Annotated in this window: 11 protein-coding genes; all 11 read right to left on the reverse strand. The window is 67.3% G+C overall.

Annotation, left to right across the window (positions count from 1 at the left end; genetic code table 11):
- Nucleotides 1-46: 46 nt before the first annotated feature.
- Nucleotides 47-679 (reverse strand): PepSY-associated TM helix domain-containing protein, encoded by a 633-nt coding sequence (locus tag ACKN61_RS07265; protein ID WP_031373864.1) that lies wholly within the window; start codon nt 677-679, stop codon nt 47-49.
- A 56-nt stretch (nt 680-735) separates the two neighbouring features.
- Nucleotides 736-1,422, reverse strand: a complete 687-nt coding sequence (locus ACKN61_RS07270) for a Fe2+-dependent dioxygenase (RefSeq protein WP_031373863.1) — start codon at nt 1,420-1,422, stop codon at nt 736-738.
- Nucleotides 1,423-1,515: 93 nt separating this feature from the next.
- Nucleotides 1,516-3,813, reverse strand: coding sequence for a TonB-dependent receptor (locus tag ACKN61_RS07275; RefSeq protein WP_408952916.1), 2,298 nt, complete (start codon nt 3,811-3,813; stop codon nt 1,516-1,518).
- Nucleotides 3,814-4,557: 744 nt separating this feature from the next.
- Nucleotides 4,558-4,881 carry a non-heme iron oxygenase ferredoxin subunit gene (locus ACKN61_RS07280; RefSeq protein ID WP_031373861.1) on the reverse strand — a complete coding sequence of 108 codons (324 nt, stop codon included), beginning with the start codon at nt 4,879-4,881 and terminating at the stop codon, nt 4,558-4,560.
- Nucleotides 4,882-5,085: 204 nt separating this feature from the next.
- Nucleotides 5,086-5,631 carry a GNAT family N-acetyltransferase gene (locus ACKN61_RS07285; protein WP_408952917.1) on the reverse strand — a complete coding sequence of 182 codons (546 nt, stop codon included), beginning with the start codon at nt 5,629-5,631 and terminating at the stop codon, nt 5,086-5,088.
- The gene (locus ACKN61_RS07290) at nt 5,628-6,866 is read right to left on the reverse strand and encodes a cysteine desulfurase (RefSeq protein ID WP_408952918.1); all 1,239 of its coding nucleotides are present in this window, start codon (nt 6,864-6,866) and stop codon (nt 5,628-5,630) included. Before ACKN61_RS07290 ends, ACKN61_RS07285 begins: the two co-directional genes overlap by 4 nt.
- A 100-nt stretch (nt 6,867-6,966) precedes the next feature.
- Complete coding sequence (sufD, locus tag ACKN61_RS07295) at nt 6,967-8,262, reverse strand: Fe-S cluster assembly protein SufD (RefSeq protein WP_408952919.1); 1,296 nt, start codon at nt 8,260-8,262, stop codon at nt 6,967-6,969.
- An 84-nt stretch (nt 8,263-8,346) separates the two neighbouring features.
- Entirely contained in the window at nt 8,347-9,111 is a 765-nt protein-coding gene (sufC, locus tag ACKN61_RS07300) for a Fe-S cluster assembly ATPase SufC (RefSeq protein ID WP_031373857.1), read from the reverse strand.
- A 73-nt stretch (nt 9,112-9,184) separates the two neighbouring features.
- On the reverse strand, nt 9,185-9,844 hold the full coding sequence (locus ACKN61_RS07305) for a hypothetical protein (RefSeq protein WP_408952920.1): 660 nt from the start codon (nt 9,842-9,844) through the stop codon (nt 9,185-9,187).
- Nucleotides 9,841-11,331: a Fe-S cluster assembly protein SufB gene (sufB, locus tag ACKN61_RS07310; RefSeq protein ID WP_408952921.1), complete on the reverse strand. Its 1,491-nt coding sequence runs from the start codon at nt 11,329-11,331 to the stop codon at nt 9,841-9,843. Before sufB ends, ACKN61_RS07305 begins: the two co-directional genes overlap by 4 nt.
- A gap of 16 nt (nt 11,332-11,347) precedes the next feature.
- The gene (locus ACKN61_RS07315) at nt 11,348-11,809 is read right to left on the reverse strand and encodes an SUF system Fe-S cluster assembly regulator (RefSeq protein ID WP_408952922.1); all 462 of its coding nucleotides are present in this window, start codon (nt 11,807-11,809) and stop codon (nt 11,348-11,350) included.
- Nucleotides 11,810-12,055: the final 246 nt, after the last annotated feature.

Below are 12,055 nucleotides of genomic sequence, written 5' to 3' on the forward strand. Positions count from 1 at the left end.
GATCGCTCCTGGGTTTCTAAAGCGTGGAATGCGTAAAGCGGATAAGTCAGTGCATGAACAGGATGATCAGCAGCAGCGGCACCGCCAGGCCCGCCGCGACCAGCGGCCAGGTCTTGCCGCGCTGGCGCGCGTGCAGTTGCAGCAGCCACAGGCCGGTCGAGGCGAACAACAGGCAGGCCACCGCGAACAGGTCGATGAACCAGCGCCAGGCCGCGCCGGTGTTGCGGCCCTTGTGCAGATCGTTGAGCCAGGCGATCCAGCCGCGGTCGGTGCGTTCGTATTCGATCGCGCCGCTCTCGCGGTCGATGCTGAGCCAGGCGTCGCCGCCGGGACGCGGCAGCGAGACGTAGACGTCGGCATCGGACCACTCGCCCTTGCGTTCGGCGGTGCGCACGTCCAACGCATCGGCGAGCCAGTCGTTGACAGCGCCGGGCAGGGGCGCGTCGGCGGCATGCTCGCGCTTGAGGCCGCGCAGCAGGCTCGCCGGCAAGGTTTCCTTGACGTTGACCACGACCGGTTCGGATTCGATCTGGGCGGCGTGGTTGAGGGTGATGCCGGTGACCGAGAACAGCAGCAGCGCGACCAGGCTCACCGCGGCGCTGATCCAGTGCCAGCGGTGCAGGGTCTTGAGCCAATAGGCGCGACGATTCGGATCGATCGTGCCCGAAGCGGCCTTGATCGGTTCGGCTTTGATCGAGCCGGTCTTGATCGCGCGATCGTCGCGGCTGGCCGCGCTCACGTCTGGCTCCAGCGCCGCAACAGGTTGTGATACACGCCGGTCAGCTGGACCAGCGCGGGATGATCGGGCACGTCGGCGGTCAGGCGCCGGATCGACACGTCCAGCTCGAACATCAGCCGGCGCTGCGAATCTTCGGCGAGCAGGCTCTGGATCCAGAAGAACGAGGCGAGACGTTCGCCGCGGGTGACCGGGGTGACCTTGTGCAGGCTGGTGCCGGGATACAGCACCAGGTCGCCGGCCGCCAGCTTCACCGGGTGGGTGCCGTAGGTGTCTTCGATGACGAGCTCGCCGCCGTCGTACTCCTCCGGCGCGCTCAGGAACAGCGTGGCCGACAGGTCGGTGCGCACCGCGTCCATGCCGCCGCGGCTGCGGTCGTAGCGGATCGCGTTGTCGACGTGGAAACCGAACGACTGGCCGCCGGCGTAGCGATTGAACAGCGGCGGGTAGACCCGCTGCGGCAGCGCCGCGGAAAAGAAGGTCGGGTTGCGCGACAGTGCGTCGAGGATGATCGGGCCGAGCTCGCGCGCGACCGGGTCGTTCTCGGGCAGTTGCGCGTTGTCCTTGGCCTTGGCCGACTGGTGGCCCGCGGTGATGCGGCCGTCGCTCCAACCGGCCTGGGCCAGGCGTTCGCGGCAATGGCCGACCTGTTCGGCGGTGAGCACCTTGGGCACGTGCAGCAGCATGGGTTTCCTCAATGCGGCCGCCCGGGAGGACCCGGGCGGCGCGCCTGGACGATGGAAGTCCGATTAGAACGTGAACTCGAGGTTCGATACCACTTAGAAGGCGAAGTTGGCGCTTAGCACCACCTGGCGTCCGTCGCCCGGGGTGGCCCAGCCGTTGTTGCGGATGCGGGTGAAGTACTCCTCGTCCGTGAGGTTGTTGATGTTGAGCTGCAGCGAGGCCTGGCGGTTGATCTTGTAGTTGACCATCGCGCGGTGGGTCCAGTAGCTGCCGTAGGTCGTCAGCGGGCCGTTGAGGTTGGTCGCGCTGTGCTGGGTCAGCCAGATCTTGCCCTGGAAGGTCGCGCCGTAACCGACCTGCCAACGCGGGCTGATGTCGTAGGTGGTCCACAGGCTGAAGGAGTCTTCCGGCACCTGGGTCAGACGATCGCCCTTGGTGTAGTCCCGGCCCAGGTTGGCCTGGAAGTCGGACACGCCCTGCAGCACTTCGCTGTCCAGACGCGCGTAGTTGGCGTAGACCGCCCACTGGTCGGTGATCAGGCCGGACAGGCCGATCATGAAGCCGTCGACGCGCGCGCTGCCGTCGAGCTGCTGCAGGCCGGACAGGTTGGCCGGGTTGTCGAGGTCGGCGACCTTGTAGTTCTCGCGCTCGTTGCGGAACACCGAGCCGGTCAGGGCGAGGCGGCCGTCGAGGAAGTCCCACTTGGTGCCGATTTCGTAATTGACCGCGGTTTCCGGATCGACCGAGCAGGTCTGCGCGGTGCACGAGCCGTTGACCGAGGCCTTCGACGGCGTCTTCGAATTGCCGTAGGCGACGTAGATGCTGCCGTTCTCGACCGGCTTGTAAACCAGACCGGCGCGGTAGGAGAACAGATCGTCGTTGCTCTTGAACGGCACGCCGTAGCCGGTGACGGTGCCGATCGGCTGGGCCGGCAGTGGCTGGTTGGCCGCGGTCGGCGCCTGCACGACCACCGCATTGATGGTCTCGCCTTCGTTGCGCTCGTAGCGCGCGCCCAGGCTCAGCTGCCACTGCTCGTTGAACTTGAGCGTGTCGAACACGTAGATCGCGCGGTTGTCGAGCTCGCCTTCGGTGCGGCCGGTCAGGGTGCGGTTGAGCGGGCCGCGGTAGGTGTGGTCCGGACGCGCGATGTTCATCTGCGGCAGGCCGGCGAGGAACGGGTTGCTGCCGTCGGGGTTGCGGAAATCGCTGGTGACGTCGAGGTCGAATTCTTCGTGCAGCACCGAGAAGCCGGCGACCAGGTTGTGCTCGACCGGGCCGGTGTTGAAGTTCACCGTCAGGTCGGTCTGGTTGTACAGCGTGGTGTTGCGGGTGTCGCGGCCGTAACCGCGCGGGCCGCTCGGGCTGTAGTTGCCGGGGCGGGTGCTGCCGCAGCTGGTGCCGGTCGGGGTGAGGTTGTTGGCCAGGCACCAGGTGCCCTGGACCGCGTCGACCAGCGAGAACTGGTCGGCCTGCTGCCAACGGGTCAGGTTACGGATCTTGAAATTGTCGTTGAAGGCGTGGTCGACGATCGAGGTGACCGAATCGAGCTGGATGTCCTGACGGTCGATGTTGCTGTAACCGTAGTAGTTGCCGCGGTCGATGCCCGGCAGCACGTCGCCGTTGAAGAACGGCAGGCCGTATTGCGGGGTGTTGTCGTCTTCCTGGTGCAGGTAGTTCAAAGTCCAGCTGGTGTCGCTGCCGAGGCCGAAGGCGAGCGATGCGGCCACGCCCCAACGCTCGTTCTGCTCGACGTCGCGGCCCGGCACGTCGTTCTGGTGCGCCATCGCGTTGAGGCGCAGCGCCGAGCCTTCGCCCAGCACGAAGTTGCTGTCGGTGGCGACGCGGGTGTAGCTGTCGGTGCCGGCGGCGATCGAGGCCTTGTGGAACTCGTTGAGGCCGGCGCTCTTGCTGACCAGGTTGACCGTGCCGCCGACCGAGCCGGCGCCGGAGTAGACCGAGTTGGCGCCGTTGACGACTTCGACCGCTTCCAGGTTGAACGGATCGGTGCGGCTGTAAAGGCCGCTGTCGCGCACGCCGTCGACGGTGATGTCGGTGCTGGCGTCGAAGCCGCGCAGGTTGATCTTGTCGCCGAAACCGCCGCCGCCTTCGCCCGCGCCGAAGGTGATGCCCGGCAGGGTGCTGAGGATGTCGGTCAACGACAGCAGGTTCTGGCCGTCGATGGTGGTGCGGTCGATCACGCTGATCGTCTGCGGGGTGTCGCGCAGGTTTGCGGTGTACTTGCCGCTGCTGGCCTTCTGCACGCGCTGGCCGTGCACCGCGACGCCGTCGAGGTCCTTGGCCTGGGGTTCGGGCGCCGGGGCGGCGAGCACGGGCAGACTGAGGGCGAGGGCAAGTGCACCGGCGAGCGGCGACACGACGAACTTCGTGGTCATGGGGGATCTCTGGATTGCGGATAGACGGCGCGGGGCCGCGTCAGTCCGCGATCTTAATGAGATGGATTCTCATTTGCAACGAATTGTGAACAATTCGAGGGTCTTGTAACCGTTTCCGGTATAAATGCGTGCGCAAACCGGGGCTTGGCGGGCGTAGGCGGGGCGCAGGGGGCCGCGATACAAGCGCTGGCATCGGTGCTTCAAAGAGTAGGAGCGGCGCAAGCCGCGAGCGTGAAGCACCGGACTCGCTTAACAACTTCTTGTAGGAGCGGCGTAAGCCGCGACCCAAAGCCCCGAGCTCGCGTAGTAGCCCGTCGCTCGACCGTCGCCCCCTGTGAGAAAGGGGCGAGCGCCGGAGGCAGGTACGAAGCCCGATGCGGTTTCGGCGCGGGGGATCTGCGCTTGCGCGCGTGGAGAAGAAGCGAAAGGCAAATCCCTCGGCCCCCTTTTCCAAAGGGGGGGGCACAGCAAAGACAAGGGCAGTCAGAGCAGCGGCAGCGAAGTGCTGCGACTGCGGTGCGGCGGCGGAAAGGGCAGCGACGGGACCAGCGCGACCTGTTGCCTCCTTTGACAAAGGGGGCGAGCGCCCGATGCAGGCACGAAGTTCGATGCTGTTTCGGCGCGGGGGGATTTGCTGTTGGGCTCAAAGAGAAGCGAAAGGCCCAGTCGCCCCCTTTCCAACGGGGAAACAGCCCCCAAAGGGAGAGAGCAACAACGGCGACAACGATCGAAACGAGGCGGCGCTTACTCGCGGTCGTCGCGGGTCCAGACCCCGCCGTCTTCGACCTTGACCGGGAACTTCACCACCGGTTCGTAGGCGGGCGCGCACAAGGGGCGGCCGTCGCGTACGTCGAAGCGGGCGCCGTGCAGGACGCATTCGACCGTGGCTTCCTCGCCGTCGAAGGCGCCTGCGGACAGCTCGAAGTCCTCGTGCGAGCAACGGTCTTCGAGGGCGTAGAAATCGCCGTCGTAGTTGCATACGAAGATCGCGGTGTCGCCGTCCCAGGCGACGGTCGATTCGCCGGGCAGCAATTGCGAGGTGGCGCAGACGAAAACCCAGTCGCCCATGGCTTGCTTTCCTGAAGAGCTGGCAGTGCGTTGCGAGGCATTGTAGAAGCGCGCAGGGCCGGTGTGCACGGCGCGCTTTGCCCTACCGATGGATGCGACCGGCCGAGGGATGCGGGCCGGATCGCAAAGCGGGCGAAGTGGAGACCAGGACAACGGGGCGGCGTTCTGACCCCGACGTCTCAACCAGGCCTCAGCCCACGGACATCAGAACGTCTTTTCCAGCACTTCGAAGCGCAGATCGTCGCGCTTGGGCAGGCCGAAACGCTCGTCGCCGTACGGGAAGGGCTTGTAGTGGCCGGTGCGGACGTAACCGCGGCGTTCGTAGAAGGCGATCAATTCGTTGCGGATGTCGATCACGGTCATGCGCATGGACGGCAGCTTCCAGTCTTCGCGGGCGATGCGTTCGGCTTCGTCGATCACGCGCTTGCCGATGCCGCCGCCCTGCAAGGTCGGCTTGACCGAGAACATGCCGAAGTAGCCGGCGCCGTCCTCGACCGCGACATGGGCGCAGGCGAGCAGTTCGGGTGCGGCGTCGGCGCCGTTGCGCTCGACGATCAGGATCACGCTCTGCGGACGGTCGAGGCAGGCCTTGATGTCGTCGGCGCCGGTACGGCGGCCGTCGAGGAAGTCGGCTTCGGTGGTCCAGCCGGCGCGGCTGGAATCGCCGCGATAAGCCGATTCGACCAGGTCGACGAGGGCGTCGGTGTCGGCCAGGGTGGCGGCGCGGAAGCTCAGGGAGTCTTGGGTCATGCGAGCAGTTTGCGGACTTTGTTCAGGGCGGCCACGAACGCGTCGATCTCGTCGTGGGTGTTGTAGAACGCGAGCGAGGCGCGGCAGGTCGCCGGCACGCCGAAGTGTTGCATGAGCGGATGCGCGCAGTGGTGGCCGGAACGGATCGCCACGCCTTCCAGGTCGAGCAGGGTCGCCAGGTCGTGCGCGTGTGCGCCTTCGACCAGGAAGCTGATCACCGCGGCCTTCTCCTGCGCCTGGCCGAAGATGCGCAGGCCGGGCACCTGCGACAAGGCTTCGTTGGCGTAGGCCAGCAGGGCCTGCTCGCGGGCATCGACGTGCGCCATGCCGAGCGCCGACAGGTAATCGACCGCCGCGCCCAGGCCGACGAAGCCGGCGATGTTCGGCGTGCCGGCTTCGAACTTGCGTGGGCCGTCGGCGAACACGGTGCCCTCGAAACGCACTTCCTTGATCATCTCGCCGCCGCCGATGAAGGGCGGCATCGCATCGAGGTGTTCGCGGCGCGCCCACAGCGCGCCGGTGCCGGTCGGGCCGCTCATCTTGTGGCCGGTGATCGCATAGAAATCGCAGCCGATCGCGGCGATGTCGAGCGGCCGGTGCGGCGCCGCCTGCGAGCCGTCGACGAGGGTGGCGATGCCGCGCTTGCGCGCTTCGCGGCAGATCTCGCGCACCGGGTTGACGGTGCCCAGCACGTTGGAGACGTGGGTCAGCGCGAGCAGCTTCACCTCGGGGGTCAGCAGCGCGTACAGCTGGTTGAGGTTGAGCTGGCCGCGTTCGTCGATCTCGGCGACCTTGATGGTCGCGCCGGTGCGCTGGGCGACCAGCTGCCAGGGCACGATGTTGGCGTGGTGCTCCATGCGCGTGAGCACGATCGCATCGCCGGGGCGCAAGCGCGGCAGCGCCCAGGAGTAGGCGACCAGGTTGATCGCGAAGGTCGTGCCGCTGCACAACACCAGTTCGTCGACGCGCACGTTGAGGAAGCGCGCGAGCTTGGCGCGCGCGCCTTCGTAAGCCTCGGTCGCCTCGCTGCCGAGCGCGTGCACGGCGCGGCTGACATTGGCGTTGTGGTGGCGATAGAAATCGTCGACCGCTTCGATCACCGCGGCCGGCTTCTGGCCGGTGTTGGCCGAGTCGAAATAGATCAACGGCTTGCCATGGACCTCGCGGGTCAGCACCGGGAAGTCGGCGCGGACGGCGGTCCAATCGGGGGCGGCGGGAAGTTGGGCGACGGTCATCGGTAAGGTCCGGTGGAGCCAGCAACGAGTGGAGAGGAGCGAGAAACGAGTAAGAGCGTGCTGGAACTCGTTACTCTCTCCTGCGCACTCGTTCTTCGTTTCAAACGACTTGCAGGCGTTCGAGGGCGAGGTTCAAGCGCACTTCGAGCATCGAACGCGCGCTCTCGTCCTCCAGCACCGACAAGGTCTCGCGACAGAACGCCGCGGTCAGCAATGAACGCGCCTGTTCGGCCGGCAAACCGCGCGAACGCAGATAGAACATCGCCTGGGGGTCGAGCTGGCCGACGGTGGCGCCGTGGGCGGCCTGAACTTCGTCGGCGTGGATCTCGAGCACCGGCTGGGTGTCGATCTCGGCGCCTTCGTTGAGCAGCAGGTTCTTGTTCGACAGCGCGGCATTGCTGCCGTCGGCGCCCTCGCGGATCAGGATGCCGCCGTGGAAGGCGGTACGCGAACGGCCGGCGCCGAGCCCGCGCCAGGTCAGCTGGCACTGGCTGTCGCGGCCGACGTGGTCGATGCCCAGGCGGGTGTCGAGATGGCGGCGGCCGGTCGCGAGCAGCACGCCGTTCGCATGCACCTGCGCGGCCTCGCCATGCAGCGCGGCGTTGAGTTCGTGACGCGACAGGGCCGCGCCGAGTTCGAGATCGATGCGGCGGTACTGTGCGGCGCGCGCGAGCACCGCGTCGGTGCGTGCGACTACGGTCGCGCCGGTCGCCTCGTCCTGCACGCGTGCATGCGACAGCGATGCGTTCGGCGCCAGGTGCACGTGGGTCAGGCTGTTGGACAGATGGGTGTGGCTGTCGGCCGCGAGCTGGTGCTCGACCAGGGTCAGGGACGCGCCTTCGCGCAACTCGACCAAATGGCGCAAATGCCAGGCGCGGTCGCCGGCGACCGGGCTGCCGACGAAGACGAAATGGATCGCGCCTTCGACCTGCACGCCGGCGTCGACGCGCAGCACCGCGCCTTCGTCGGCCAGGGCCGCGTTGAGGCGGGCGAAGATCTCGTCGCTGCGGTCGAAGCGGCGGGCGAGGAAATTGGTCTCGCGGGCGTCGTCGATCGCCAGCACCTGCGACAGCGGCTGCAGCGAAACGCCCTGCGGCAGGCCGCTGAGGTTGCTGTGCACGGCGTCGTAGCGGCCGTTGTGGAAGACGATCCGCGGAGTCGGGATGCCGGCGATGGCCGAGGCGTCGAAGCCGCCCGGGGCGAGATCGGCGGGGGCGAACGCGCGCCGGTCGAGCGCGCGCAGCGGCGTGTACTTCCAGGCTTCGTTGCGCGGGCCGGGCAGGCCGTCGCGCAGCACCGCGTCGAGCGCGGCGCGGCGGGTCGGGCCGAGCCCGGCGGCTTCGCGTGCCGACAATTGCTCGAACGAAGCGGCGAATCCTTCGAGTAGCAGACTCATGTCATTGTCCTCGCGCAGGCGCGGCGGAACGTGTCCGGGTCCGGGCCTGCGTATGCAAGTCGATGGCGGCGCGGCGGGGCGGGGTCACGCGGCGCTCTCCGGTGCGACGCGGTCCTTGAGCCACTCGTAGCCGTGCGCTTCCAGTTCCAGGGCGAGCTCCGGGCCGCCGCTCTCGACGATGCGGCCGTCGGCCAGCACGTGCACGACGTCGGGCTTGATGTAGTCGAGTAGGCGCTGGTAGTGGGTGATGACCAGGAAGGCGCGGTCGGGCGAACGCAGTGCGTTGACGCCGTCGGCGACGGCCTTGAGCGCGTCGATGTCGAGGCCGGAGTCGGTCTCGTCGAGGATCGCCAGCTTGGGTTCGAGCAGGGCGAGCTGGAAGATTTCGTTGCGCTTCTTCTCGCCGCCGCTGAAGCCTTCGTTGACGCCGCGGTGCAGCAACTCGTCCTTCAGGTGCAGCACGGCGAGCTTCTCGCGCACCAGCTTGAGGAACTGCATCGAGTCGAGCTCGGCCTCGCCGCGCGCCTTGCGCTGGGCGTTGAGCGCGGCGCGCAGGAAGTAGGTGTTGTTGACTCCGGCGATTTCGACCGGGTACTGGAAGGCCAGGAACACGCCGGCGGCGGCGCGTTCTTCCGGCTCCAGTTCGAGCAGGTTGCGCCCCTCGAATTCGACCGTGCCCTCGGTCACTTCATAGCCTTCGCGGCCGGCGAGGATATTGCCGAGCGTCGATTTGCCGGCGCCGTTCGGCCCCATGATCGCGTGCACCTGACCCGGCTGCAGGTCGAGCGACAGGCCCTTGAGGATGTCCTTGCCGGCGACTTGGACGTGGAGGTTTTCGATCTTCAGCATGGGGGTGTCCAGAAAACTGAGTGGCGCGGCGGCGCCGGTATCGGGTCGGAAGGCGGGCGGCGAGGGCCCGCGCTCAGGTACAGACGCCTTCGTAGGCGAGCTTGCGTTTGGTGCCGCCGGCATCGGCGTACTCCAGGCATTGCACGAAATCGGAGCCGGCGAAGGCTTTCAGCGTCGGGCAATCGAACAGGCGCGGTTCGGCCTCGGCGGCGACTTGCGCCGGCGCCAGGGTGCCGGCCGGGTCGGTCCACAGCAGTCGTTCGACGCCGTTGCCGTCGAGGCTGCGCAGGCGCAGGCGCTCGCCGTCGATGGCGACCACGTCGGCCTCGAAGGGCTTGCGCCAACGGCGCAGTTCCTGGCCGGCGTCGTCGATTTCGATCACCTCGTCGGCGATCAGCAGCTTGTCGTCGAGCGGCAGCGCGCGCACCCGCGCATACGGAGTCGCGCCGCAGGGGTGTTCGCTCCACTGCAGCACGCGCGGGTCGTGGGTCTCGGCTTTCTCGGGCGCGATGGTGAACGGCAACAGGTACTCGCCGGCGGCGAGCGCGTGTTTGATCGTGCCCGGCGGAGCCAGCGGCGCCTCGACCGGCGCGACCGCGGTGGCGGGCGTCGGAGCCGCGGCGGCCGTTGCCGCCGCTGCCGGAGCCGACGCTGCGGTCGGCGGGGCCGGCGCAGCCGAGCAGGCGGCGAGCGCCGCGGCCAGCAGCGCCGGGAGCAAGGGGGCGGGCTTCATCCGACCGAACCTTCCAGCGAGACTTCGAGCAGTTTCTTGGCCTCGACCGCGAACTCCATCGGCAGCTCGCGGAACACCGACTTGCAGAAGCCGTCGACGATCATCGACACCGCGTCTTCCTCGCCGATGCCGCGCGAACGGCAATAGAACAGCTGATCGTCGCTGATCTTGGAGGTGGTCGCTTCGTGCTCGACGGTCGCATCGGGGTGCTTGACCTCGATGTAGGGGAAGGTATGCGCGCCGCACTTCTTGCCGATCAACAGGCTGTCGCACTGGGTGTGGTTGCGCGCGCCGGCGGCGTTCTTCTCGATCTTGACCAGGCCGCGGTAGGTGTTCTGGCCGCGGCCGGCGCTGATGCCCTTGCTGATGATCTTCGACTTGGTGCGCTTGCCGATGTGGATCATCTTGGTGCCGGTGTCGGCCTGCTGGCGGTGATGGGTCAGCGCGACTGAATAGAACTCGCCGCTGGAATCGTCGCCGAGCAGCACGCAGCTGGGGTACTTCCAGGTGATCGCCGAACCGGTCTCGACCTGGGTCCAGCTGATCTTGCTGCGCGCGCCGCGGCATTCGCCGCGCTTGGTCACGAAGTTGTAGATGCCGCCGACGCCGTTCTCATCGCCGGGGTACCAGTTCTGCACGGTCGAGTACTTGATCTCGGCGTCTTCCAGCGCGACCAGTTCGACCACCGCCGCATGCAGCTGGTTCTCGTCGCGCATCGGCGCGGTGCAGCCTTCGAGGTACGAGACGTAGGCCTTGTCCTCGCAGATGATCAGGGTGCGCTCGAACTGGCCGGTGTGGCCGGCGTTGATGCGGAAATAGGTGCTCAGCTCCATCGGGCAACGCACGCCCTTGGGGATGAAGACGAAGCTGCCGTCGGAGAACACCGCCGAATTGAGCGCGGCGAAGAAGTTGTCGCCGGTCGGCACCACGCTGCCGAGGTACTTCTTCACCAGCTCGGGCTGCTCGCGGATCGCTTCCGACATCGAGCAGAAGATCACGCCCTTCTCGGCCAGTTCCTTGCGGAAGGTGGTGCCGACCGAGACCGAGTCGAACACCGCGTCGACCGCCACGCCGGCCAGCCGCGCGCGCTCGTGCAGCGGCACGCCCAGCTTGTCGTAGGTGGCGATGAGCTCTTCGGGCACTTCGTCGAGCGACTTGTACTTGGCTTTCGGCGCGCTGTAGTAGCTGAGCGCCTGGAAGTCGATCGCGGCGATGTTGAGCTTGGCCCAATGCGGCATCGGCATGGTCAGCCAGTGGCGATAAGCCTCCAGCCGCCACTGCGTCATCCATTCGGGCTCTTCCTTCTTGGCCGAGAGGGCACGGATGGTGTCCTCGTCGAGGCCCGGAGGCAGGCTGTCGGATTCGATGTCGGTGATGAAACCGGCCTCGTAGCGACGCCCGAGCTGCTCGTGGATCGCCTCGTTCTGAAGCGGACGATTAGCGGTGTCGCCCGAGGGAGCGGGCGTCTTGATGATGTCGGTGGCCATGGCGGCTGCCTACTGTCTAAGCGCCGGCCAGGCGCAGATCGATGCGCCGGCCGGCTGGTTCGGATGAAAAGGAAGGAGTGGGGGCGAGCATCTGGGCAAGGGTGACGTTGCTCAGGGCTTCGATGACCACGTCGTTGATGCGGCGCCAGTTGGCGCGCACGCCGCACTGGTGTTCGAGGCCGCAATTGCCTTCGTGGACGCTGCACTCGGTCATGCCGAGCGGGCCTTCCATTGCCTCGACGATCTCGATCAGGCCGATTTCGTCGGCGGGGCGGGCCAGGCGATAGCCGCCGTTGGCGCCGCGGAACCCCTCGACCAGGCCGGCCTGGGCCAGCGGCTTGAGCAGCTTGCTGACCGTCGGCGCCTCCAGACCCGCCCGCTCGGCCAGCTCCGACGCGCTCAGGACGCGGTCGGACTGGGCCGCCAGGACGGTCAGGACGACCGTGGCGTAGTCGGTGAGTTTGGTGACGCGGAGCATCGGCGGGCCGCTCGGGGGTAATTCGTACCGAAATTGTACGTTTTTCTCCGGGCGCGGCCAAGCCGGGGGGTTTTGCGCGATTCAGGCGTATCGCGGGAGGCGGTTCCGGCCTTGGCCGTGGCGAGCGGTCTGGCCCGAGGTCCGGCCCGGGCCCGGCCGGGATTAGGCCCGATGCATACAGGCCGTCGGCCGTGCGGGGAGGCCTGGATAGCGAAGGCCGTTCAAGCACGTCAGAATGCCGGTTCG

Source organism: Lysobacter sp. Hz25 (genome assembly GCF_046097045.1).
GTDB lineage: Bacteria > Pseudomonadota > Gammaproteobacteria > Xanthomonadales > Xanthomonadaceae > Lysobacter > Lysobacter antibioticus_B.

Coding starts and splice junctions, on each gene's coding strand:
- ACKN61_RS07270 (WP_031373863.1), bottom strand. CDS start 1,422: ATGCTGCTGCACGTGCCCAAGGTGCTCACCGCCGAACAGGTCGGCCAT.
- ACKN61_RS07275 (WP_408952916.1), bottom strand. CDS start 3,813: ATGACCACGAAGTTCGTCGTGTCGCCGCTCGCCGGTGCACTTGCCCTC.
- ACKN61_RS07280 (WP_031373861.1), bottom strand. CDS start 4,881: ATGGGCGACTGGGTTTTCGTCTGCGCCACCTCGCAATTGCTGCCCGGC.
- ACKN61_RS07285 (WP_408952917.1), bottom strand. CDS start 5,631: ATGACCCAAGACTCCCTGAGCTTCCGCGCCGCCACCCTGGCCGACACC.
- ACKN61_RS07290 (WP_408952918.1), bottom strand. CDS start 6,866: ATGACCGTCGCCCAACTTCCCGCCGCCCCCGATTGGACCGCCGTCCGC.
- sufD (WP_408952919.1), bottom strand. CDS start 8,262: ATGAGTCTGCTACTCGAAGGATTCGCCGCTTCGTTCGAGCAATTGTCG.
- sufC (WP_031373857.1), bottom strand. CDS start 9,111: ATGCTGAAGATCGAAAACCTCCACGTCCAAGTCGCCGGCAAGGACATC.
- ACKN61_RS07305 (WP_408952920.1), bottom strand. CDS start 9,844: ATGAAGCCCGCCCCCTTGCTCCCGGCGCTGCTGGCCGCGGCGCTCGCC.
- sufB (WP_408952921.1), bottom strand. CDS start 11,331: ATGGCCACCGACATCATCAAGACGCCCGCTCCCTCGGGCGACACCGCT.
- ACKN61_RS07315 (WP_408952922.1), bottom strand. CDS start 11,809: ATGCTCCGCGTCACCAAACTCACCGACTACGCCACGGTCGTCCTGACC.